Source organism: Lysinibacillus sp. JNUCC-52, from assembly GCF_015999545.1.
Taxonomy (GTDB): domain Bacteria; phylum Bacillota; class Bacilli; order Bacillales_A; family Planococcaceae; genus Lysinibacillus.
This window is the reverse complement of record NZ_CP065546.1, coordinates 2658381-2683358: the sequence shown is the minus strand read 5'-3', so window position 1 is coordinate 2683358 and position 24978 is coordinate 2658381. Positions and strand designations below refer to the sequence as shown.

22 protein-coding genes, 3 tRNA genes and 1 rRNA gene are annotated in these 24978 nt (G+C 39.8%); 22 read left to right on the top strand and 4 right to left on the bottom strand.

Annotated features, from left to right (window positions below; translation table 11 throughout):
- The first annotated feature begins 80 nt into the window (after positions 1-80).
- The 4 genes from yabP (at position 81) to JNUCC52_RS13225 (ending at position 1852) form a co-directional block, all read left to right on the top strand.
- Positions 81-380, top strand: a complete 300-nt coding sequence (gene yabP / locus JNUCC52_RS13240) for a sporulation protein YabP (RefSeq protein WP_004229167.1) — start codon at positions 81-83, stop codon at positions 378-380.
- Entirely contained in the window at positions 377-868 is a 492-nt protein-coding gene (yabQ, locus tag JNUCC52_RS13235; protein ID WP_337980135.1) for a spore cortex biosynthesis protein YabQ, read from the top strand. The genes yabP and yabQ overlap by 4 nt, the downstream gene beginning before the upstream one ends.
- Before the next feature lie 16 nt (positions 869-884).
- Positions 885-1289: an FtsB family cell division protein gene (locus JNUCC52_RS13230; RefSeq protein WP_228134263.1), complete on the top strand. Its 405-nt coding sequence runs from the start codon at positions 885-887 to the stop codon at positions 1287-1289.
- Between the two features lie 134 nt (positions 1290-1423).
- On the top strand, positions 1424-1852 hold the full coding sequence (locus JNUCC52_RS13225; RefSeq protein WP_024362602.1) for a S1 domain-containing RNA-binding protein: 429 nt from the start codon (positions 1424-1426) through the stop codon (positions 1850-1852).
- Positions 1853-2242: 390 nt separating this feature from the next.
- Here the strand turns inward: JNUCC52_RS13225 and JNUCC52_RS13220 are convergent, their stop codons facing one another.
- From JNUCC52_RS13220 to JNUCC52_RS13205, 4 genes are all read right to left on the bottom strand, one after another.
- Complete coding sequence (locus tag JNUCC52_RS13220; RefSeq protein ID WP_228134264.1) at positions 2243-2491, bottom strand: hypothetical protein; 249 nt, start codon at positions 2489-2491, stop codon at positions 2243-2245.
- 143 nt (positions 2492-2634) lie between these two features.
- Positions 2635-2706, bottom strand: a tRNA-Glu gene (locus JNUCC52_RS13215).
- 5 nt (positions 2707-2711) lie between these two features.
- Positions 2712-2788, bottom strand: a tRNA-Met gene (locus tag JNUCC52_RS13210).
- A 9-nt stretch (positions 2789-2797) separates the two neighbouring features.
- Positions 2798-2872: transfer RNA gene (locus JNUCC52_RS13205), tRNA-Gly, on the bottom strand.
- 371 nt (positions 2873-3243) lie between these two features.
- On the opposite strand from JNUCC52_RS13205, the gene JNUCC52_RS13200 reads away from it, so the two are divergent.
- From JNUCC52_RS13200 to JNUCC52_RS13115, 18 genes are all read left to right on the top strand, one after another.
- Positions 3244-5637, top strand: coding sequence for a SpoIIE family protein phosphatase (locus JNUCC52_RS13200; protein ID WP_228134265.1), 2394 nt, complete (start codon positions 3244-3246; stop codon positions 5635-5637).
- A 28-nt stretch (positions 5638-5665) separates the two neighbouring features.
- Positions 5666-7072 (top strand): tRNA lysidine(34) synthetase TilS, encoded by a 1407-nt coding sequence (gene tilS / locus JNUCC52_RS13195; RefSeq protein WP_228134266.1) that lies wholly within the window; start codon positions 5666-5668, stop codon positions 7070-7072.
- A gap of 69 nt (positions 7073-7141) precedes the next feature.
- Entirely contained in the window at positions 7142-7684 is a 543-nt protein-coding gene (gene hpt, locus JNUCC52_RS13190; RefSeq protein ID WP_228134267.1) for a hypoxanthine phosphoribosyltransferase, read from the top strand.
- 291 nt (positions 7685-7975) lie between these two features.
- Entirely contained in the window at positions 7976-10003 is a 2028-nt protein-coding gene (ftsH, locus tag JNUCC52_RS13185; protein WP_228134268.1) for an ATP-dependent zinc metalloprotease FtsH, read from the top strand.
- Positions 10004-10123: 120 nt separating this feature from the next.
- A complete protein-coding gene (locus tag JNUCC52_RS13180) occupies positions 10124-10957 on the top strand; it encodes an aldo/keto reductase (RefSeq protein ID WP_337980134.1) in 834 nt (277 codons plus the stop codon).
- A gap of 236 nt (positions 10958-11193) precedes the next feature.
- Positions 11194-11961, top strand: a complete 768-nt coding sequence (locus tag JNUCC52_RS13175) for a type III pantothenate kinase (RefSeq protein WP_337980133.1) — start codon at positions 11194-11196, stop codon at positions 11959-11961.
- A 21-nt stretch (positions 11962-11982) separates the two neighbouring features.
- Positions 11983-12864 carry an Hsp33 family molecular chaperone HslO gene (gene hslO / locus JNUCC52_RS13170; protein WP_228134271.1) on the top strand — a complete coding sequence of 294 codons (882 nt, stop codon included), beginning with the start codon at positions 11983-11985 and terminating at the stop codon, positions 12862-12864.
- Positions 12848-13810, top strand: a complete 963-nt coding sequence (locus JNUCC52_RS13165; RefSeq protein ID WP_228134272.1) for a peptidyl-prolyl cis-trans isomerase — start codon at positions 12848-12850, stop codon at positions 13808-13810. The genes hslO and JNUCC52_RS13165 overlap by 17 nt, the downstream gene beginning before the upstream one ends.
- A gap of 152 nt (positions 13811-13962) precedes the next feature.
- Complete coding sequence (cysK, locus tag JNUCC52_RS13160) at positions 13963-14892, top strand: cysteine synthase A (RefSeq protein WP_337980132.1); 930 nt, start codon at positions 13963-13965, stop codon at positions 14890-14892.
- Positions 14893-15301: 409 nt separating this feature from the next.
- Positions 15302-16681, top strand: coding sequence for an anthranilate synthase component I family protein (locus JNUCC52_RS13155; RefSeq protein WP_228134497.1), 1380 nt, complete (start codon positions 15302-15304; stop codon positions 16679-16681).
- Positions 16678-17277 (top strand): aminodeoxychorismate/anthranilate synthase component II, encoded by a 600-nt coding sequence (gene pabA / locus JNUCC52_RS13150; protein WP_337980131.1) that lies wholly within the window; start codon positions 16678-16680, stop codon positions 17275-17277. The genes JNUCC52_RS13155 and pabA overlap by 4 nt, the downstream gene beginning before the upstream one ends.
- On the top strand, positions 17261-18100 hold the full coding sequence (gene pabC, locus JNUCC52_RS13145; RefSeq protein ID WP_337980130.1) for an aminodeoxychorismate lyase: 840 nt from the start codon (positions 17261-17263) through the stop codon (positions 18098-18100). Before pabA ends, pabC begins: the two co-directional genes overlap by 17 nt.
- Positions 18101-18113: 13 nt before the next feature.
- Positions 18114-18968, top strand: coding sequence for a dihydropteroate synthase (gene folP / locus JNUCC52_RS13140; protein WP_228134276.1), 855 nt, complete (start codon positions 18114-18116; stop codon positions 18966-18968).
- Entirely contained in the window at positions 18968-19333 is a 366-nt protein-coding gene (folB, locus tag JNUCC52_RS13135; protein WP_228134277.1) for a dihydroneopterin aldolase, read from the top strand. Before folP ends, folB begins: the two co-directional genes overlap by 1 nt.
- Positions 19333-19854 carry a 2-amino-4-hydroxy-6-hydroxymethyldihydropteridine diphosphokinase gene (gene folK, locus JNUCC52_RS13130; protein ID WP_228134278.1) on the top strand — a complete coding sequence of 174 codons (522 nt, stop codon included), beginning with the start codon at positions 19333-19335 and terminating at the stop codon, positions 19852-19854. The genes folB and folK overlap by 1 nt, the downstream gene beginning before the upstream one ends.
- Positions 19855-19971: 117 nt before the next feature.
- Positions 19972-21012, top strand: coding sequence for a tRNA dihydrouridine synthase DusB (dusB, locus tag JNUCC52_RS13125; protein WP_228134279.1), 1041 nt, complete (start codon positions 19972-19974; stop codon positions 21010-21012).
- Positions 21013-21249: 237 nt separating this feature from the next.
- A complete protein-coding gene (lysS, locus tag JNUCC52_RS13120) occupies positions 21250-22752 on the top strand; it encodes a lysine--tRNA ligase (protein WP_337980129.1) in 1503 nt (500 codons plus the stop codon).
- Positions 22753-23301: 549 nt separating this feature from the next.
- Positions 23302-24853 (top strand): 16S ribosomal RNA (locus JNUCC52_RS13115).
- Positions 24854-24978: the final 125 nt, after the last annotated feature.

The following is a 24978-nucleotide window of genomic DNA, read 5'->3' as shown; positions in this document are numbered from 1 at the left end:
AACTTTCATAAAGTTTGTCATGCTTTTAAGGTTGTCCGCATAAAGTGAACAGAAGCTAGGACGACTAAAGGAGGAAAAAAATGACGCTACATCAAGAAAGTAATCGTTACACAATTCCATCTGGAGAACATATTTTAACGATTCGTAATCGTAAAAGAATGGACATGACTTCTGTAAAATCAATTGAACGCTTTGATCAGGAAGAGTTTTTTATTAAGACGTCCCAAGGGCATTTATTGATTCGTGGAGAGGAACTGCATATCGTTCACTTAGATGTTGACAAAGGGTTATTGACACTTGAAGGAACTGTAAAAACCTTGCAGTATGACGAGGAGGAAAGTGGCTTCTCGAAAGGTTTCCTTCATAAATTGTTTGGATGATTGTTAGCCAGCAATTCGTTCAGCTATTAGTCATGGTTGTGAGCGGTATCGCAGTTGGATTTATTATTGATAGTGTAAGGCTCATTGTTTTTTCAACTCCCAAAAGGTCAAGCCTCCGAAAGTGGATGATGGTTTTAGAATTATTGACTTGGATTCTACTAGGAGGGTTAACGTATTATTTATTATTTTGGCTAAAAGATGGCGCATGGCGGGCATACGACCCGCTTGCGCAGATTGCGGGTATATTTTTATATCAGACCTTTTTTCAAAGCTTCTTACGTTTCGTTGCGCGTATAATAGTGAATATAACATGGAAACCATTTTGGTTTATCGTACGTTTAATAATCGCTATTATTCGACAAATCCTACACATATTTATGAAAATTGGTGCATTCGTCTTAAGACCTTTTGTCAAAATTTATTCGTATTTGTCCTACACTTTATTTAAAAAATTTCGATATATCAAGTATAATAAAAGACAACAATAACTTCGGAGGTGCGGGCATGACTAAACGTCATTCATCAAAAAATGAACAACAAAACTACACCAAGCTTGATAATGACTATGTCCGTAACACGGATAAAGCTATGAATCGTAAAATGCAATCGCGTAAACGAAAATTGCGCCGAATTGTCTTTTTTGCGGTTGTGCCGGTCGTCATTATCGCCTTCCTCATAAATGTTCTAGTCCATCAATCGGAGACGCTAGCTGAAAAAGAACAGAAAAAACAAGAGGCAACTCAGCATTTGGTAAAGGTAAAAGATGAGCAGGATTCACTAAATCTTAAAATCAAACAATTAGAAGATGATGAGTATATTGCAAAGTTATTACGCAAAGAGTACTTCTTATCTGAGGAAGGTGAAATTATTTTCATTATTCCTGAGAAGGAAGATAAAAAAGACGACTGATAAGCTATGTATTGTTGACACTCTTTTTTAGTTATATATAATGAAAAGAGAAACTTATTGAAGTAAAAAGTTTGATTAAATTGATTACATGGCTCAAAAGAGTCGCTTAATTTTTAAGGAGGAGCATTTTTTTTATGTCAATTGAAGTAGGCAGCAAGGTACAAGGTAAAGTAACAGGAATCACAAATTTTGGAGCATTCGTTGAGCTGCCAGACGGCAAAACAGGCTTAGTACACATCAGTGAAGTTGCTGACAATTATGTAAAAGATATCAATGAGCATCTAAAAGTTGGAGATGAAGTTGAAGTAAAAGTGATGAATGTTGAAGCGGATGGAAAGATTGGTCTTTCGATTCGTAAAGCAAAGCCTCAAGCTGAGAGACCAGAGCGTCCTCAACGTCCGCGTCGTGACAATCGTTCTAATGATCGTAACGAACGCCATCAGCCGAAGGAAAACTTTGAGCAAAAAATGGCACGTTTCTTAAAAGATAGTGATGAACGTCTAGCAACATTAAAACGTGCTACAGAGTCAAAACGTGGTGGTCGCGGGGCTAGAAGAGGGTAGTTTGCTGACTGTTTTAATCGTAGAAAAAGTGTATTAAATAGAACGGGGATTAGCTTTTGTTTATGACAAAGGCTAATCTTTTTTTATTTGGAAGCAAAAATGGTATACGGTTGCTGAGGGCATAAGTATTATGACATTAAAAAACGTAATTTCATGTAGTAGAAATTACGTGTGATTGACCTAAAGTATTTAATTGGCGACGCGCGACGCCAAATATGTCTTTCCTCTTCCTTTGGGTAGGTGCGACATTTCTGCGAGAATAGCGCAAGCAGCAAATGGCTTTGTCTAGTAGTCACCAGAAAAGTGCCGTACCTGTACAAATGGAGCGAATGGAACGCTAATCGACGGGGTGTTTACACTCTACAAAGTCCGAGAATGGAGAGAGTATACCTATAAAGTTGAAGTGGGCCCTTTTTTCTTTTTCGGAGCTGATACAGGCTTCTCTGGTGGTGTTTCAGGCGTCTTCTCCACAGGATTAGTGACCATTTTTACGAGTAAGTACACACCATATACGCTTATAATGAGGCCTGCAAAAAGTAAGAAAATTTGAATGACGAAGGGTAAGTTAATAAGTATTGATACGAGAATGATCATTGAGCCACTCCCGCATGTTAAAGCAGCTTTAGTTAATGAACCCAAAGAAAGTGAACCTCCTAGTAACACGTGCATTTTATAATTAGTATGCCATAAGATGAGAAGGTAGGCATACTAAAATGCTGACGTATTAGGTTTAAAACAAGAAAAAACGTCTCAGAAGTGCTTCTGAGACGTTTTTATATGTATGACCCCTACGGGATTCGAACCCGTGTTACCGCCGTGAAAGGGCGGTGTCTTAACCGCTTGACCAAGGGGCCAAATATGGTGGCGGCCGAGGGGATCGAACCCCCGACCTTACGGGTATGAACCGTACGCTCTAGCCAGCTGAGCTAGGCCGCCAAACTTTATTGGAGCGGAAGACGAGGTTCGAACTCGCGACCCCCACCTTGGCAAGGTGGTGTTCTACCACTGAACTACTTCCGCATGTCTTTTTAAAGGACAAGTTAAATAATACAATCCATTAAACAAAGTGTCAATATCTTTATGAAAAAAGTTTAATAAAAATCTAATAAAGTTGAAAAAACGTGTATTAGCTTAATGAATAGACAAAGAAAGGAATTATTTGTACGCGAATATTGACATTAGTACCATAAATACAGTTAATGTTGGAATATTGCGAAAAATATTTACTGCAAATATGCGCAGCTACCCATTTTTTTAGTAGTTACTGACAATTATCGTATTTATGCATATGTATTCGTCGAAATGTTTATATTTTTTTTTGCCATCGTCAGACAATCTTTCCACACATAATTTCTTATAATAACGAAAAAGTGTAGAAAGGGGATTATGAAATGACGAGTGTTGAATGGTATGAAACAGTGAATGTAGACGACCAAAAATCGGGGGCGAGAAAAAGGCAATTGTTTATAGGTTCCCTATTTTTTTTAACAGCCTTTTTTTTAGCTCAATCTGTTGTGTTTGAAGCAGCTGTACCTTTCTCTGTCCCTTTTTGGGCGATTATTCGCAGTAAATATAAAGAGTATGCGAAATTCGTATTATTTGGCGGTTTAATAGGCTGCTATTTCCTAGGTTTTGGACAAGTCCTCATTCTAGCATTACAAATAGGCATGTACGAGTGTATAATGCGTTTCCGATATTGGCGACTCCCCCAAAGCATTGCCGTATCCCTTGCTGTACTAAGCGTACAAGTGCTGTGGCAGGGCATAATGTATCAAGGTCTTCCGCCAGTGCTTGTACAATTTTATGTAGGTTGTGAGGTAGCTTTAGCGCTTATTATGACGTTATTTATGCAAGTGCTCTTCATCAACTCTTATGAATGGTTTACAAGTAATTGGACATATGAGCGGCTAGGTTCGGCGTTAGTTGTATTTGCTGCCATGCTAACGGGGATGCAAGCGGTCGTCATTAGCTATTTCTCGTTGCCGATTTTTTTATTGCAAGTTCTAATTTGCTTCGGTGCATTTGTAGGAAGTGTGCCACTAGCAACAGTTATAGGAGCGATACTTGGAACGCTTATCGGAGTGGCTAAGCTATCATTTACAGGCATGCTATCGGTCATTACCTTAACAGGTCTTTGTGCAGGTATGGCAGCACGTGCAGGAAGATTTGGCGTGGCGATTGGTAGTATTTTGCCAAGTGTGTTTTTTCTATTTTATGATGCAACATTACCTTTAGATAGTGTGTATTTCACTTCCATAGCTTTAGGCAGTATTGCTTTTTTAGTTATTCCTAAAAGCTATTCAGATAAAGTACGGCATAAGCTTTTTCCACAACGAGAAGAAGTTTTATTAGCAAGGCAGCATTGGTTGACAGAGCATGTTACATTTAAGCTAGAGCACTTTCAACACTTCGTTCATTTCATGAAAGAATTAGTCTTTGAACGCTTTATGACGGCTCCTGTAGCGGTGAAGGAAGAAGTTTCCCCTATGAATACTTGTTTAAGCTGTTTCCGTCATGATCGATGCTGGGGAGCACAAAATAACGGCATGGACAAGCTAATGACGGATTGGTTTCATATGAAAGGCGTAGGGAAAGAGTCTGCTATCCATCGAGTGGAAGAACAAATACGTTATAAATGCGTTAAATCAACGAAAATATTCGAGGAGCTGGATACGGAGCTTTATAGAGAACGAATAAATGGCCAGTATTTTCACGGTAAAAAAATGATTGCATTACAACTACGTGATATGAGTAATCATCTTAATCAGCTTATCGCTGAGATGAAAGAAGAAACAATTTCATTTGTTAGTGTGGAGAAGGATATTGTTCAACGATTAAAAGATGCCCATATAGAATGTTTTCAACTTGATGTGCTAAGCAATAAGGCGGGAGCACGAAAAATCGTATGTGCATTAGCACCTGCACGTGTCGACTGGGAAGAGGACACGACACTGGCGGAGCGTATGATTTTACCGATTTTATATGATACTTTTGATGAGCCATTCGAAATTGAAAAGGTAGTCGAGTGCGATGTACCATTTCGTCACATACAAGTAAGCTTTAGGTCAGCTATTAGCTTTGAAGTAGAGTATGATATATATAGCATGTCAAAAGATGCAACATTGTATTCTGGTGACTCACACGCACTGTTCCAATTGCATCCAGGGCTATTTGCGATATTATTGTCCGATGGTATGGGACAGAGTAAAGAAGCACAGCATGAAAGTAGAAAATTGATTCATTTAATGCGGGAATGCTTGAATTTCAATATGAATCCTGAGACGGCTATGCATACTTTGCATTATGTGATGTCACTAAAGCAACAAGACGATATGTACGCAACGCTTGATTTTGCTCTTGTGGATTTACAACATGGTGACTTATGGTCGTGGAAGGCGGGAGGCATGTCCACCTATATTTTACGTGGTAAAGAGGTATTGAAAGTAGAAAGTAACGCAGCACCAGTTGGCTTTTTGTCGATCTCAGCAGTAGAAGCTGAAAAAAGAAAGCTTAAGGCAGGCGATGTCATTCTTATGCATTCAGACGGTCTGTTTTCAAGTGTCGCCGACTGGGATGAACAGGAAGAAGCGTTTTTAGCGTTCGCACAACAGGTAGCAAGCACAAATAAAACAATTCAAGATAAATTAACAACGATTATGCAGTCCTTCCAATCGTATTATGAAATAGAAGATGACTGTACAGTGTTAATGTTAGAAGTTACCCACGTCGTACCAACATGGGCGGTATTTAAACCAGTCCAATATTCCATGAGCCAGTCTTCATAAAAGAGAACGAAAAGGGGAGGAGAAGCGTTTGTCATTTGAATTAAAGGTCAAACAATTTATTGATGAAGAGCAACTACTACAGCAAGACGATCATCTTCTCATCGCCGTTTCGGGTGGTGTAGATTCTATGGCGCTACTCCATTACTTTATTAAAACAAAAGAACAATGGGGGATTGAAATCGAGGCAGTGCATGTCGATCATATGTTAAGAGGTGAGGCTTCAGCAGAGGATCGAGCTTTTGTGCAAAATTATTGTGATAAATACGGCATTACATTGCATTCAACAGCGATTCCAATTCCAGAAATTTTAGCATCAGAAAATGGCAACTCGCAGCTAATTTGCCGTAGAGAACGTTATCGTTATTTTGGTGAAATCATACATACAACGATGGCAACCAAGCTTGTAACTGCACATCATGCGGACGACCAACTGGAGTCAGTATTAATGGCCTTGACGAAAAATGCCACGATGAATAGTATGCAAGGTATTCGCTCACAGCGTTTTTTTGAAGGAAAATCATTAATTCGTCCGTTTTTAACGGTTACAAAGTCTGAAATAAGGGAATATTTACAGAAGCAAGGCTTGAATTATCGTGAAGACGCGAGCAATACGAAAGATTCCTACGTAAGAAATCGCTTTAGACACCACGTAGTACCACTATTGGAGGCGGAAAACCCACGTGTAGCTGAGCAGACGAGTCGTTTTACAAAGCATTTGCAAGAGGATGATGCGTACTTAATGACCCTTGCACAAGACATATTTTCAAAAACAGTAAAAATATACAATGGAAATATGTATAGTATGGAGATAGAAGCGTTTGAAATGGTAGCACCTGCTTTACAAAGGAGGCTCATTTTAATACTATTAAACTATCTTTACAAAGATTCAAATACGATACAAAGTTATGCTATTTTAACTTCGCTTTCAAAGCTTTGTGAAACAACATCTGGGTATGCTGAAATTCACTTGCCAGAAGGTTTTATAGCAGTTCGCCGTTATGGCAAATTGACGATTCAAAAAAGCAATTCATTAGAAAGTGAGATTTATCCAGAAAAAGGATTTGTTTTAACTGCTAATGGAGAGGCGATAATGATAAATGGTATTCGTCTATCTGTCGTTCGTCTGTCTGAATTGGCACCTGATTTGCTTACGGATTCTGCACAACTTTTTTACTTTAACGCTAACAAACTTACACTTCCACTCTATATTAGGGCACGTAAGGAAGGAGACCGAATGCTGTTAAAAGGAATGGATAAGCCGAAACGTTTATCTCGCCTTTTTATAGATGAAAAGATTCCTTTAAATGAGCGAAATAGCTGGCCGTTACTGATTTCTCAATCTGACGAGGTCGTAGCGGTAATTGGTGTGCGTATGGGGATTTACTTTTCAACAACCCCGCAGCCAAGCGATGATACAGTGCTCATCGTAGACTAATGGTCTTTGTAAAATATTTCACCTACATACAGGTTGAAAATTTTTGAAACAACACGAGGAGGAATCGATATGTTACAAAATGACATCGAAAAAATTATGATTACAGAAGAACAACTGCAAGAAAGAATCGCCGTGCTAGGTGCCCAATTAACAGAGGAATATAAAGATTCATTCCCATTGGCTGTTGGCGTACTTAAAGGTGCGATGCCATTCATGACAGACTTAATGAAACGTTTCGATTCTTTCATTGAGCTAGATTTTATGGATGTTTCTAGCTATGGTAATGCTACTGTTTCATCTGGGGAAGTAAAGATTTTAAAGGATTTAAATACAAGTGTGGAAGGGCGTGACGTATTAATTATCGAGGACATCATCGATAGCGGATTAACGCTTAGCTACCTAGTAGATTTATTTAAGTATCGTAAAGCAAAATCAATTAAAATTGTTACGCTTTTAGACAAACCGTCAGGACGAAAAGTAAATCTTGCTGCTGATTATGTTGGCTTCAAAGTTCCAGATGGCTTTGTAGTTGGATATGGTTTAGACTACGCGGAAAAATACCGCAACTTACCATACATCGGTATTTTAAAACCGGAAGTTTATTCGTTTTAATGCTTAAATATCCACTTGGTTTTCCGAGTGAAAACAGCGTTAAGCCTCCAGTGGATGCACAGGTGATGAATTGTTAAAATACTATTCAATTCGGACACATAAAAGGCTGTGCCCAAAAGGAATCACCAAGTGTAAATACGCTGGGATTGTAATTAGTAGGAATAAATATGTTTAGATTTCGACAAAATTCTAACGAAACTTTTTTTAAGTAAGGCTTTTCGTTGTATGATGAAATCATGATATGTTAAGATTTTACTTATAATTTTTCTGTTTGTAATGAGGAGGCTGGAGATGAATCGAATATTTCGATATACCATATTCTATTTACTGATTTTCCTAGTGATCATTGGTATATTTGGTACTTTCAACGGTGGTAATTCGCCGACGAAAGAAATTACTTACCCAGAGTTTTTAGAAGCTCTTGATAAGAATGAAATTACAGAAGCAAAAATTCAACCTGATAAATCAGTATATATTGTTGAAGGTACGATGAAAGGTTATGAAAAAGGCGAAAGTTTCACAGTAAACCTTCCCCGCGATAACCAATCATTGATGGATCGAATCGATGCAGCTGCTAAGGATAAGAATAGCAATATAGATTTCTTGAAAGCACCAGAAACGAGTGGATGGGTACAGTTCTTTACAGGTATTATTCCATTCATCATTATTATCTTCTTATTCTTCTTCCTAATGAGTCAATCTCAAGGTGGCGGCAATAAAGTAATGAGCTTTGGTAAAAGTAAAGCTAAGCTTTATGATGACCAAAAGAAAAAAGTCCGTTTTACTGATGTAGCGGGTGCAGATGAAGAGAAGGCTGAGCTTGTAGAGGTCGTAGATTTCTTAAAAGATCACCGTAAATTCACTGAAATTGGCGCTCGTATTCCAAAAGGTATCTTACTTGTAGGTCCTCCAGGTACAGGTAAAACATTGCTTGCTCGTGCAGTTGCTGGTGAAGCTGGCGTACCATTCTTCTCGATTTCAGGTTCTGACTTCGTAGAAATGTTTGTCGGCGTAGGGGCTTCACGTGTACGTGATTTATTTGAAAATGCGAAGAAAAATGCTCCATGTATCATTTTCATTGATGAAATTGATGCTGTTGGTCGTCAACGTGGCGCTGGTCTTGGCGGTGGTCACGATGAACGTGAGCAAACATTGAACCAATTATTAGTTGAAATGGATGGCTTCGGTGCAAACGAAGGTATTATTATTATCGCAGCAACAAACCGTCCAGACATCTTAGATAAAGCGTTATTACGTCCAGGTCGTTTTGACCGTCAAATTACAGTAGGACATCCTGATGTAAAAGGACGTGAAGCAATTCTAAAAGTGCATGCACGCAATAAGCCTTTATCGGATTCAGTCGATTTAGCAGCTGTAGCACAACGTACACCAGGCTTCTCTGGTGCCGATTTAGAAAACTTATTAAACGAGGCAGCACTTGTAGCAGCTCGTAAAAGTAAACGTTCGATTAATATGGCAGATATCGATGAGGCGTCTGACCGTGTAATCGCAGGTCCAGCAAAAGCTAGCCGTGTTTACTCAGCAAAAGAGAAAAAGCTTGTATCCTTCCATGAAGCTGGTCACGTTGTAGTAGGTCTTGAACTTGATGAAGCGGATACAGTTCATAAAGTAACGATTGTCCCACGCGGTCAAGCGGGCGGTTATGCAATTATGTTGCCGAAGGAAGAACGTTTCTTCACTACGAAACAAGAGCTTTTAGACCGTATCGCAGGACTACTTGGTGGTCGTGTGGCAGAGGAAATTGTGTTAGGCGAAGTATCGACTGGAGCTCATAATGACTTCCAAAAGGTAACAAGTATTGCACGTGCTATGGTTACAGAATATGGCATGAGTGAAAATCTTGGAGCAATGCAATTTGGGTCAAGTCAAGGTGGCAATGTATTCCTTGGTCGTGACTTCAATTCAGATCAAAACTACTCTGATTCAGTTGCTTATGAAATCGATAAAGAAATGCAAAAAATTATCGATACGCAATACGAACGTACTAAACGAATCCTTACAGAAAAACGTCATTTACTTGATTTAATTGCGAATACATTAATGGAGAAAGAAACATTAAATGCGCAAGAAATTGAGCATTTACGTGATCATGGTGTCCTACCAGAACCAGAAGCGGTGGAAAATGTTGAAGACGAAGCGCCAAAAGCTGAAGCACAACCGTCATTAGAAAAAGTCGGGAAGCCAGTTCTTGAAAAAGAATTGCTAAGTGATGCGCCAACACCAACAACAGCGGATCTACCAAAAGAAGGTTCGGAACAAAATGATGCGCCAAAAGGAATCGACGAAAAGCGTGAGTAATCACGTTAAAGACTGCTTATGAATTTCATAAGCAGTCTTTTTCTTTGCCTTTTTTTGGCCTGAAGCATTAGGATATAAATAGTATATTATGCATTTGCGTAATGGATAGGAGTGTTGGATATGGGTAATGTAACATTGAACAATGGTCTAGAAATGCCTTTAGTAGGTTATGGCGTATTCCGTGTGCCAGATGGAGATGATTTGGCTGAGGCTGTTAAAACAGCTATTGCAAAAGGCTATCGTAGTATAGATACTGCGCAAGTGTACCGTAATGAGGAAAGTGTCGGGCGAGGAATCCGTGCCGCAATTGAAGAAGGGCTAGTTTCCCGCGATGAGCTTTTCATCACTTCTAAAGTTTGGAATGACGGACTTTCTTATGAAGAGACACTTGCTGCATATGATAGTAGTTTAGAAAAATTAGGTTTAGATTATTTAGATTTATATTTAATTCATTGGCCAGGTTTAGATACGAATTATATCGATTCATATAAAGCGCTTGAAAAAATCTATCAGGACGGACGAGTTCGTTCAATAGGCGTAAGTAATTTCCATGTGCATCACTTAGAACTTTTGTTAAAAGAAACGACGGTTATTCCAGTTATTAATCAAATTGAGTTCCATCCCCATTTAACGCAAGAAGAAGTGCGCCACTTCTGTAAAGAGCACGGTATTCAAGTGGAAGCATGGTCTCCGTTAATGAATGGTTCTTTGTTAGAGGAAGAGTTGATTCAACAGTTAGCAAGTAAATACAGTAAAACACCAGCGCAAATCGTTTTGCGATATGATGTTCAGCATGATGTTGTCACAATACCAAAAACAATGACTCCAGCACGTATGACTGAGAACTTACATGTTTTTGATTTTGCTTTAACAGATGAGGAAATGGCACAGTTAGATGCTATGAACGACGGCTTGCGTTGCGGTCCAGATCCTGAAAAATTTAATTTTAAATAATGTTTAAGGAGCTACTTGCTAAAATGTTGAGTAGCTCCTTTTATCGTGAGTAGGAATGCTGTTTCATTGTCTTAAAAGTGTGGTATCATTTTCTAAAGTGTTCAAACTTTATTTAGTGTTCATTACTGAGCCTTTTTAATATAAAGTAGGGGCGACTAGTCATTGTAGGTAGGTTTGCACAAATAATGCAAATTAGCATATGGCATAAAGGTGAATTTGATATGGAGGCATCGTCCATGATTTTAGTTTTGGATGCAGGAAATTCAAATATAGTATTGGGAGTCTATGATACCAATGACCAGCTAGCTTTCCATTGGCGAATGGTAACAGATCTTCACAAAACAGAAGACGAATATGCAATGCAAGTATTAGCTTTTTTTAATCATGCAGGCATTTCATTTGAACAAATTACTGGCATTATTATATCCTCGGTTGTACCACCAATTATGTTTTCATTAGAATCTATGTGTCAAAAGTATTTTCACAAAAAACCACTAGTAGTTGGACCAGGTGTGAAAACAGGATTGAATATAAAATATGAAAATCCTCGTGAAGTTGGTTCAGATCGTATTGTAAACGCAATAGCAGCATTAGATGCTTATAAAGCACCGTTAATTATTGTGGATTTTGGTACAGCGACAACATATTGTTATTTGAATGAAAAAGGCGATTACATGGGTGGCGCTATTGCACCAGGAATTTCTATTTCAACTGAGGCACTTTATACGCAGGCAGCTAGGTTACCGCGTATTGAAATACTACGTCCTCCACATATTGTTGGAAAAACTACCGTTTCTGCAATGCAGGCGGGCATTTTTTATGGTTTTGTTGGACAAGTTGAGGGCATTGTTAATCGCATGAAAGCACAAAGTAAGGAAGAGCCGCTTGTTATTGCAACAGGTGGGCTAGCAAATTTAATTGCTGGAGAGACGCAAGCTATTGATGTAGTCGATCCATTTTTAACATTAAAGGGTTTATATAAATTATATAAACGCAACCAATAAGAAAAGAGGGACTTTTCATTTATGAAAGATTATTTAGTTCGTGGGTTAGGTTTTAATGGGCAAGTGCGTGTTTTTGCCGCATGTACAACAGAAACAGTAGGGGAAGCACAACGTCGACATAATACATGGCCAGTTGTATCGGCAGCTCTTGGTCGTTCAATGACTGCTGGTGTAATGATGGGTGCAATGTTAAAAGGTGAAGAAAAAATTACGATTAAAGTGGAAGGTAATGGTCCAATCGGCCCTATGGTGATTGACAGTAACGCCCGTGGTGAAGTGCGTGGTTTTGTGACAAACCCTCATGTGCATTTTGATTTAAACGAGCAAGGCAAATTAGATGTACGAGCTGGTGTTGGAACAGAAGGTGCATTAACGATAGTAAAAGACCTTGGCTTACGTGATATGTTCTCTGGACAAACACCGATTGTATCAGGAGAAATTGCAGAAGACTTTACTTACTATTTTGCTACATCTGAACAGGTGCCTTCATCTGTAGGACTTGGTGTGTTGGTAAATCCAGATAATTCAATTCTTGCAGCGGGTGGCTTTATTCTTCAGCTTATGCCAGGCTGTGAAGAAGAAACGATTGATGCAATCGAGCAGCATTTAGCAACAATTGAACCTGTTTCAAAAATGATTGAAAAAGGTTATACACCAGAGCAAATTTTAGAAGCTGTATTAGGAGAAGGGAAAGTCCAAATTTTAGATTCAATGCCGGTTGAATTTAAATGTCAATGTTCAAAAGAGCGATTTGGAGCAGCAATTTTAGGCTTAGGTTCACAAGAAATCCAAGAAATGATTGATGAAGATGGAGAGGCTGAAGCGCAATGTCACTTCTGCTTAGAAACGTACCATTTCTCAAAAGATGAACTAGAAGGATTTATTGATGAGCTCAACGCGTAATCGTAGACCACAACCATCTTCAACAAACCAAACGCCTTTATTGCAACGCCGTTTAAAAACAAAGCCGGCTTTAATAGTTTTCTCTATATTATTTTTAGGAAATTTTTTATGGTTTATTGCTTGGTTAATTCCGAATAACGGTAAGGAAATCGGTAGCGACGAACAGGTCGCTACCGTTGATGGTGATGTGATAACTCGCCAAGAGTGGATGATTGCTATGGAAGAACGCTATGGTAAAGAAACACTACAAAATTTAGTCAATGAATCGGTTATGGAAAAGGCAGCTGATAAATATAAAATAAAAGTGTCTGATAAAGAAATTAATTTAGAGCTTGCGTTAATGCGTTCAGCTCAAGATAAATTTGATACGGCATTGCAAAATTTATCAGCTGAGCAGCTAAAACAAAAAATTCGCTCAGGTCTAATTTTAGATAAAGTACTGACTAAAGATGTAGTTATAAAAGAAGATAGTATTCAAAAATACTATGAAGAAAACAAAGCGCTATACAATACTGAAACAAGCTATCGTACGAATTTCATTGAGGTGGATTCAAAGAAAGCTGCTGAAGAAGCGTTAAGTGAACTGAAAAATGGCTCCGATTTTTCTGTGCTTGCACGTGAAATTTCAATTGATAGTGCTTCAGCAAGCTTAGGTGGAGATATCGGTTTCCTAACTGAAAAGCAGGGCAATATTGACCCAGCTATTTTGAAGGCAGCGAAAGCTTTATCAGCAAATGAGGTTAGTAAGGCATTTAAGTTAGACAACGGACATTACGGAATTGTGCAAGTTCAAGAAGTAATAGAAGGTCAATCCTTTACATATGACGATGTGAAAGAACATATCGAACGAGAGCTTGCGTTGGAGCAACTACAACAATCGATAACACCAGAAGCATTTTGGTCTGAGTTTAAGGCAACTTGGTATTATGGTGAGGAAAAGAAATAATAAAAGGAAGCCAGGGAGTAGTATACTTTCTGGCTTCTAATAAATATTCTGAAAATATAAGTTTTATTGATTGACAATTCAACTGAAAAATTGATAAAATACAAAATAAGTAAAACCTATAAAAATAGTAGGGATTAGGAGTGGATTGATAAATGAGTAGATTAGCAAACTCGGTAGCTGAATTAGTTGGTAAAACACCAATTGTAAAATTAAATCATGCAACAGGTGAGAACGAAGGTACTGTTTATGTTAAATTAGAGTATTTTAACCCAGGAAGCTCTGTAAAAGACCGTTTAGCGTTAGCAATGATCGAAGCTGCTGAACAAGACGGCACGCTAAAACCAGGTGGCACTATTATTGAACCTACTTCAGGTAATACTGGGATTGGATTAGCAATGATCGCTGCAGCTAAAGGATATAAAGCAATCTTAGTAATGCCAGAAACAATGAGTTTAGAGCGCCGCAATTTATTGCGTGCATACGGTGCCGATTTAGTGTTAACTCCTGGACCAGCAGGTATGAAAGGCGCTATCGCAAAGGCAGAAGAATTATCAGCAGAGCATGGATACTTTTTACCTCAACAATTCACAAACCCAGCTAATGCGGTTGTACACCGTTTAACTACAGGTCCAGAAATCGTAGAAGCATTTGATGGCTTAAAATTAGATGCGTTTATTGCGGGTGTTGGTACAGGTGGTACAATTACGGGTGCTGGTAGCGTATTAAAAGAGAAGTACCCTGAAATCGAAATTATTGCTGTTGAGCCAAAAGACTCTCCAGTACTTTCAGGTGGTCAACCAGGTCCACATAAAATTCAAGGTATTGGTGCTGGATTTGTGCCTGCAGTATTAGATACAGATGTTTACTCATCAGTATTCCCTGTAGAAAATGAAATTGCGTTTGATGTAGCTCGTAAAGTTGCACGTGAAGAGGGTATTCTATGCGGTATTTCGTCAGGAGCAGCAATTTATGCAGCAATCGAAACTGCAAAACGTTTAGGCAAAGGCTCAAATGTTCTTGCCATTGTACCTTCAAATGGTGAGCGTTACCTATCTACACCTTTATATCAATTTGAAGACTAATAAAAATAAAAAAGGCTCTCCTACGAGTCTCGCAAACTGTAGGCAAACTCATTAAATTGAGTTTGCCTACAGTTTTTTCTTTTTAGAATAGTGATGGCGACATGCTTTGTGCCATACGTGTCCTTTTTGCAGGCATGTATGTAAGCCGCAACCCTCAATATGCGCAGGAGCCCCCATTCGTCCACTACCATCATCTCTCTTTTGGCGTTTTGACAGGGAGCAAATGCAATTGGTACTGAAGTGTGCTGGCATTGTGCATACAATCTGTTGCAATATGAGGAATGGTTATAGTATTTAATTGTTAGCAAAAACATTCGCATCTTTTCATTTTTCTAGTTAAGATGGAATCACATCATATGATTCAAAGGGGAAGAGTAACGTGAACACATTATTTACCATAACGACGGAGATGGACGCAGACGCGTTTTTTTATAGTTATAAGAAGCAAACAGAACATGAACAAGCACATGTTTTTTTAGAGAGTGGACGTGGAGGGCATTATTCAATTGCGGCTTGGCAACCTCTTGCAACAGCCCAATCAATTGAAGGTGGTCTATTAGTAAAGTGGAGAAATGGGAGCAGTGAAATGTTATTAGGTGAGCCGCTTGATTTACTAGAACAATTAGTAGCTACCTATCAATTAGCTTATGACCCTGAGCTACCCGTTTTTCAGGGGGGTGCAATTGGCTTTGTGTCATACGATTACGCTCGAAAAATTGAAGAGCTACCAATAGTAGCAACAGATGATTTAATGGTGCCAGATATTTATTTTTATTTATTTGACTGTTGGGCAGTACATGATGTTAAGACAAATGCAGTGACGCTTATGAAGTTAGCAAACAGCGATGTAAATCTAGAAGAGCGCGCGCAAGCATGGCAAGTGGCGGCACAGGAAGGTTTACAATTACGAAAATTTGAAAAGACCAGTGCTGTTGAAGTGGTTAATGATGAAAGTGAATTACTTGTATCGTTCGCAGGAACGGATTTTGAAGCGGCAGTGAGAAAAATTCAAACATATATAGCACAAGGTGACGTGTTCCAAGTGAATTTATCTGTACGTCAATCTAAAACGCTAAATGCTACCGCGATGGATGTTTATGAGGCATTACGTGCATTTAACCCGTCGCCGTATATGGCATATATTGAAGCGCCTGAGTTCGCTGTTGTGTCAGGATCACCTGAGTTGCTTGTAAAGCGCCATGGTAATGAGCTATCAACACGACCAATAGCAGGTACGCGTCCAAGAGGGAAGTCGCAAGAGGAAGACATTGCATTGGCGCATGAATTGATTGATAACGAGAAAGAGCGAGCTGAGCATGTAATGCTTGTAGATTTAGAGCGTAATGATTTAGGGAGAGTTTCAGCCTACGGAACTGTTGAAGTAGACGAATTTATGGTGATTGAACGCTATTCACACGTGATGCATATTGTGTCAAATGTCCGTGGTGAAATAGCTGATGGAAAGACAAATGCAGATGTTGTGCGAGCGATGTTCCCAGGCGGAACGATTACGGGCGCACCTAAAATTCGTACGATGGAAATTATAGAAGAACTGGAACCCGTTCGACGAGGATTATATACAGGCTCTATTGGTTGGCTAGGCTATACAGGAGATATGGAATTAAATATTGTGATTCGAACGGCATTTGTTAAAGATGGCATGGCTCATATACAAGCGGGTGCAGGTATTGTCATAGATTCTGTACCAGAAAGAGAATACCAAGAGTCTCTAAATAAAGCAAAAGCAATGTGGCAAGCGAAAGCTATGGCGGAGGAGCGAGCAAAATGATTTTAATGATTGATAACTATGATTCTTTTACATATAATCTTGTGCAGTATTTTGGTGAGTTTGGACATGAATTAATTGTGAAAAGAAATGATTCGTTAACGATTGCAGATATTGAAAAACTTGCCCCTGATATGATTGTTATTTCTCCAGGACCTTGTAGTCCGAACGAAGCGGGTGAAAGTTTAAACATTATTCGTTATTTCGCGGGAAATATTCCTATTTTAGGTGTATGTCTAGGACATCAAGCAATTGCCCAAGTATTTGGCGGACATGTTATTCGTGCTGAGCGTTTAATGCACGGTAAAACGTCTCCAGTGTTACATGCGGAAATAGGGCTACATGCAGGTATGCCCAATCCATTTAAAGCAACGCGTTATCATTCCCTTATTGTGGAGAAAGAATCATTACCAGAATGCTTTGATGTAACAGCATGGACGGAAGAAGGAGAAATTATGGGTATTCGTCATAGAGACTATCCAATAGAAGGTGTGCAATATCATCCAGAATCTATTATGACCGAACAGGGGAAAAAGCTTCTGCGACATTTTATTGAATTGTATGTACAAGGAGCGAAGCAAAATGCAGTGCTGGATTAATGGAAACTACGTAGCGGCGGATGAATTACGAATCTCACCATTTGACCACGGCTTTTTGTATGGGTTAGGTTTTTTTGAGACGTTTCGTACTTATAACGGGAACGTGCTGTTTTGGGATGCCCATATGGAAAGGTTGCAAACGGCCCTCTTACAATTCCGCATTCAAATGCCATATACAGAACAGGAATTGCTTGCTGTTTGTGAACGATTAAATGCAGTAGCGGGTGGACAAGATGGTTATTTTCGTGTAAATGTATCTGCTGGTGAGCATGGTATAGGTTTGCAACCGAGGGAATATACCCAACCTAATGTTATTATCTTTCGTAAAGAATTACTTGATGCACCGCGTGGCAAAGAAAAAACAGCACAATGGTTGGAGACAAGACGGAATACGCCTGAGGGTGAGTTGCGTGTAAAGTCACATCATTATGGCAATAACGTTTTAGGAAGATTTGAAATGCCCTCATTGGCTGAACAGGAAGGTTTCTTTTTAACAGAGACTGGTTATGTCGCGGAAGGTGTCACATCAAATATTTTCTGGGTGAAAAATGATATACTATATACGCCTTCTTTAGAAGCTGGTATTTTGCCTGGGATAACGCGAGCATGGGTAATTGAGCGTGCACAATCACTAGGTATTGAAATACAAGAAGGTCTTTTTACTAAAAATGATGTGGAGCAAGGCAGCGAATGTTTTATTACAAACTCTGTGCAAGAGCTTGTTCCGATTTGTAGATTAGAAGATATACAGTTGTTAGGCAATAGAGGACCTATTTATTTGCGTTTACATGAAGCGTTTGTCAAAGAAGTGGAACAAGAATAGAAGGAGCGTCAAAATGCTAGAAAAATATATCACACCGTTAACGATTAACGGGATTACATTAGATTATACAAGCGAAACTTTCGTGATGGGTATTTTAAATGTCACGCCAGATTCTTTTTCTGACGGAGGAAAATACAATAACGTCGAGGCAGCGGTAGAACAAGCTAAAAAAATGGTCGCTGATGGGGCGAAAATTATTGATGTAGGCGGCGAATCGACACGCCCTGGCTATGAGCGTATTTCTGATGAAGATGAAATTGCTCGCATTGTACCAGTAATTCAGGCGTTAATAGCAGAAGTACCAGCGATTATTTCGGTTGATACGTATAAAGCGAACGTAGCACGTGCTGCAGTTGAAGCGGGTGCGCATATTATTAATGATATTTGGGGTGCAAAATCAGAACCTGCCATTGCACAGGTTGCTTCAGAACTCAATGTCCCGATAATTTTAATGCATAATCGCGATAACATGGACTACGGAAATGATTTTTGGGCAACAGCAAAAGCCGACCTAGAAGAAAGTATTGCCATCGCTAAAAAGGCAGGTGTGCCAGATAAGCATATTATATTAGATCCTGGTATAGGGTTTGCTAAAACAACGTCTCATAATATTGCAATGATGCAGCATCTTGCTGATTTAGTGGACATGGGTTATCCAGTATTATTAGCAACTTCACGTAAATCAATGATCGGCAATGTATTGAAGCTTCCTGTAGAAGAGCGAATAGAAGGTACAAGTGCAACCGTTGTTTATGGTATAGAAAAAGGCTGCCATATGATTCGTGTACATGATGTAAAGGAAATGGCCCGTGCTTCACAAATGACGGATGTGTTAGTCGGCAAACGTATATATGAGGAGGAAGCATAATGGACTATATTCATTTAAAGGACATGCAGTTTTATGGTTACCACGGTGTTTTAGCGGCAGAAACAACACTTGGTCAACGCTTCCGTGCTAATGTTTCGTTGGCGGTCGATATGACAGAAGCGGGACTAACAGATGATTTAGCATACACTGTTAATTATGCGGAAGTATATGAACTCTGTCGTGACATTGTTGAGGGTGAGCCGTTTAAGTTAATCGAAGCACTCGTATCGAAAATGGCAAACAGTATACTTTCTGCTTACCCTGACAAAGTAAAAGGTGTTCGGGTTGAGCTCATCAAACCAGATCCTCCGATACATGGTTATTATAAAGAAGTTTCGGTTGAGATTACTCGAGGTGATTTCTGATGAATGATGTGTATCTATCTATTGGTACAAATATTGGTGAGCGCTATGAAAACCTTCAGCGAGCAATCGAGCTTTTGATGGAAAAAGAAGGCGTAGAGGTTATTCGTATATCTTCTATATATGAAACCGCGGCTGTAGGTTACACTGACCAAGCGGATTTTTTAAATATTGCGGTTGCTATTAGAACGAGCTGCTCTTCTTCGGAAATGCTGAAGATTTGTCAGTCGGTAGAGAATGAGCTAGGTCGTGTGCGAGAGTTTCGGTGGGGACCTCGAATCATTGACCTTGACATTTTACTCTACAATCACGAGAATATTGAAACAGAGAGTTTGCTTGTTCCACATCCAAGAATGTATGAACGGGCTTTCGTGTTAGTACCTCTAATAGAAATTACACCTACACCCGTGGGTGAGCAATTACAACGAGCGCATGACACGTTGAAACAGCTAAATTGCCAAGCAGAGGGCGTAATGCTATGGAAAGACTCATCGGATATGAGATTTATGCCGTCTATGAAATAATGTGCATAAGTCGGTAATACTTTAATATTTGTGCTTAGCTTAACGATCATGGTCTAAGCACTAACAATAGAGCTTTAGGAATGTAGGGTAAAAGCCCGTAGAAGGAGGAAATCGACGTTGAGTCAGACATCTGAGAAGCCGTTTCAAATTGGCGATATTGTCATGGACAACCGTGTCGTCTTAGCACCAATGGCTGGGATTTGTAACTCTGCTTTCCGATTAACGGTAAAAGAATTCGGAGCGGGGCTTGTATATGCTGAAATGATTAGTGATAAAGGAATCGTTAATAAAAACGAAAAAACGTTAGGTATGCTTTATATCGATGAACGTGAAAATCCCCTTTCATTGCAAATTTTTGGTGGAGATAAAACGACATTAGTAGAAGCGGCAAAGTATGTAGATGAAAATACAAATGCTGATATTATTGATATTAATATGGGCTGTCCAGTTAATAAAATTATTAAGTGTGAAGCAGGCGCTCGGTTACTGCTAGATCCTAACAAAATTTATGAAATGGTCGCAGCAGTTGTAGATGCTGTGAAAAAGCCAGTCAGCGTAAAAATGCGTATTGGCTGGGATGATGAACATATCTTTGCTGTGGAAAACGCGCAGGCTGCAGAACGTGCTGGCGCCTCTGCTCTAGCTGTTCATGGCCGTACTCGTGTGCAAATGTACGAAGGTAGAGCAAACTGGGATATTATTCGTCAAGTAAAGGAAAATGTTAATATTCCAGTGCTTGGCAATGGTGATGTTGAAACGCCGCAAGATGCAAAACGTATGCTTGATACAACAGGTGTAGATGCGGTCATGATAGGACGTGCGGCATTAGGTAATCCGTGGATGATTTATCGTACAGTTCAATATTTAGAAACAGGTGAGCTAAAAGACGAGCCTGGAGTGCGCGAAAAAATGGATGTATGCTTACTGCACTTTGAACGTCTACTGCAATTAAAAGGCGAGAGTGTGGCTGTGCGCGAAATGCGTAAGCACGCATCGTGGTATTTAAAAGGCATTCGTGGTAACGGTAAAGCTCGTAGCGCTATTAATCAAACCGAAACAGCAGTTGAGCTACGTGCGATTTTAAATGGAATAGTGCAAGAGTATGAAGAACTGGAGTCTGGCATTTTTGCACCCGAGCATAAAGAAATAGTTATATAAATAGAAAAGAGGCCTCTCAATTTTAACGTGAGATGCCTCTTTTTTATATGTTTGTCTGACAAGAATGAATAGAACTAACGCGGGTATATAAGTTATTTCTAATGCAGCTAACTTTAATTTTTAGAATTATTAATAATTTCAACTCTTTTGGAAATTAAACCGAAACAGATGAATACAGCTTTAAAATTGTGTACAATAGAAATATTATGGACGTAAACGCGGACAATTTAATAAGGAGTGAAACAAGTGTCAAATATAGAAGAGTTAAATGATCAGCTTTTGGTGAGACGTCAAAAGATGACTGCTATTCAAGAGAATGGACAAGATCCATTTGGTAGTCGATTTGAACGTACACACTTATCTACAGAAGTTCGTGAACAATTCGCAGATCAAACAAAAGAACAGTTAGAAGAAAACTTACAAGAAGTTATTATCGCAGGTCGTATTATGACAAAGCGCGGTAAAGGGAAAGCTGGGTTTGCGCATATTCAAGATTTAGGTGGCCAAATTCAAATCTATGTTCGTCAAGACCATGTAGGTGAAGAAGCTTATGATTTATTTAAGCAAGCTGACCTAGGCGATATCGTAGGTGTACGTGGTAACGTATTCCGTACGCAAGTGGGAGAACTTTCAGTTAAGGCTGAAGGATTTACATTCCTAACAAAAGCGCTACGTCCAATGCCAGAAAAATTCCACGGCTTGCAGGATGTAGAACAACGTTACCGTCAACGTTACTTAGATTTAATGACAAATGAAGATAGCAAAAAAACATTTATTACACGTTCTAAAATTATACGTGCTATTCGCAATTATTTAGATAACGCAGGCTATTTAGAGGTGGAAACACCAATGCTTCATACTATTGCAGGTGGTGCAGCGGCTCGTCCATTCATCACTCACCACAATGCATTAGATATGGAACTTTATATGCGTATCGCTATCGAGTTGCACTTAAAACGTTTAATCGTTGGTGGGCTAGAAAAAGTTTATGAAATTGGTCGTGTATTCCGTAATGAAGGAATTTCAACTCGTCACAATCCAGAGTTCACGATGATTGAGCTGTACGAAGCATATGCGGACTACAAAGATATTATGTCGTTAACAGAGAACTTAATTGCACATGTAGCACAAGAAGTACTTGGCACAACATCAGTTCAATACGGTGAAGATGAGATCAACCTAGCAGTGGGTTGGAGACGTGTTCACATGGTAGATGCTGTTAAAGAAGCTACAGGTGTAGACTTCTGGCAACCGATGACAAAAGAACAAGCTCAAGCACTTGCTCAAGAGCATGGAGTAGAAGTGAAGGCTGCACATGAGGTTGGACATATTATTAATGAATTCTTCGAGCAAAAAGTAGAAGAAACGCTAGTACAGCCGACATTTGTATTCGGACACCCAGTAGAAATCTCTCCTTTAGCGAAGAAAAATCCAGAGGACGAGCGTTTTACAGATCGTTTTGAGCTGTTTATCGTACGTCGTGAGCATGCAAATGCATTTACAGAACTAAATGACCCAATCGATCAACGCGAACGCTTTGAGGCACAATTAGCTGAAAAAGAAGCGGGTAACGACGAAGCCCACGAAATGGATAATGACTTTATTGAAGCTTTAGAATTCGGTATGCCTCCAACAGGTGGTTTAGGTATTGGTATTGACCGTTTAATCATGCTTCTTACAAACTCTCCATCAATTCGTGACGTGTTATTATTCCCAACAATGCGCCACACTGCTAAATAAAATTAAAATAAGGAGATCCTTTATATAAAAGGGTCTCCTTATTTTATTGTGAAATTACAAAAACAGCGGTATAGTAAAAATAGTGTTGTATAGTATCAATAAATGCAAAAATATGAAAGCTAGAATAAGCTATTAATAGCTTACTAATAACCTTTTTTTCATAAAATGATATTTTTATAGAAAAACACTTGCAGAGATTATAAAATCGTGATAAATTATTACTTGTCGCTAAGACGACGCAACATTAAGCACTACAAATTATTAATAACATCACAAAAAAGTGTTGACATCAACATTGCAAAGTGGTAAGATATAAAAGTTGTCACTTCTTAAGGAAATAAAATATTTCAAAAAGTTGTTGACAAAGAAAATCGAAAATGTTATTATATAAAAGTTACTGAAATTAGCGGTAACGAAATGAACCTTGAAAACTGAACAAGCAAAACGTAATCAATATAGTTTTTAGTAGCTAACTTCGTTAGTGAACGAAACAAAATTTTGGACATCAAAATTGATGCCAGCAAAACAATTTGAGCTAATCAAATTTCTTTTATGGAGAGTTTGATCCTGGCTCAGGACGAACGCTGGCGGCGTGCCTAATACATGCAAGTCGAGCGGACAGATAAGGAGCTTGCTCCTTTGACGTTAGCGGCGGACGGGTGAGTAACACGTGGGCAACCTACCCTATAGTTTGGGATAACTCCGGGAAACCGGGGCTAATACCGAATAATCTTTTGTCTCTCATGAGACAATTCTGAAAGACGGTTTCGGCTGTCGCTATAGGATGGGCCCGCGGCGCATTAGCTAGTTGGTGAGGTAACGGCTCACCAAGGCAACGATGCGTAGCCGACCTGAGAGGGTGATCGGCCACACTGGGACTGAGACACGGCCCAGACTCCTACGGGAGGCAGCAGTAGGGAATCTTCCACAATGGGCGAAAGCCTGATGGAGCAACGCCGCGTGAGTGAAGAAGGATTTCGGTTCGTAAAACTCTGTTGTAAGGGAAGAACAAGTACAGTAGTAACTGGCTGTACCTTGACGGTACCTTATTAGAAAGCCACGGCTAACTACGTGCCAGCAGCCGCGGTAATACGTAGGTGGCAAGCGTTGTCCGGAATTATTGGGCGTAAAGCGCGCGCAGGTGGTTTCTTAAGTCTGATGTGAAAGCCCACGGCTCAACCGTGGAGGGTCATTGGAAACTGGGAGACTTGAGTGCAGAAGAGGATAGTGGAATTCCAAGTGTAGCGGTGAAATGCGTAGAGATTTGGAGGAACACCAGTGGCGAAGGCGACTATCTGGTCTGTAACTGACACTGAGGCGCGAAAGCGTGGGGAGCAAACAGGATTAGATACCCTGGTAGTCCACGCCGTAAACGATGAGTGCTAAGTGTTAGGGGGTTTCCGCCCCTTAGTGCTGCAGCTAACGCATTAAGCACTCCGCCTGGGGAGTACGGTCGCAAGACTGAAACTCAAAGGAATTGACGGGGGCCCGCACAAGCGGTGGAGCATGTGGTTTAATTCGAAGCAACGCGAAGAACCTTACCAGGTCTTGACATCCCGTTGACCACTGTAGAGATATAGTTTTCCCTTCGGGGACAACGGTGACAGGTGGTGCATGGTTGTCGTCAGCTCGTGTCGTGAGATGTTGGGTTAAGTCCCGCAACGAGCGCAACCCTTGATCTTAGTTGCCATCATTTAGTTGGGCACTCTAAGGTGACTGCCGGTGACAAACCGGAGGAAGGTGGGGATGACGTCAAATCATCATGCCCCTTATGACCTGGGCTACACACGTGCTACAATGGACGATACAAACGGTTGCCAACTCGCGAGAGGGAGCTAATCCGATAAAGTCGTTCTCAGTTCGGATTGTAGGCTGCAACTCGCCTACATGAAGCCGGAATCGCTAGTAATCGCGGATCAGCATGCCGCGGTGAATACGTTCCCGGGCCTTGTACACACCGCCCGTCACACCACGAGAGTTTGTAACACCCGAAGTCGGTGAGGTAACCTTTTGGAGCCAGCCGCCGAAGGTGGGATAGATGATTGGGGTGAAGTCGTAACAAGGTAGCCGTATCGGAAGGTGCGGCTGGATCACCTCCTTTCTAAGGATATTTTCGGAATACAAACCTTGGGTTTGTAAGATTACGTTTTGCGTTCAGTTTTGAAGGTTCATCAATTAGATGAAATACTTCAAAACTTGTTCTTTGAAAACTGGATAAAACGACAT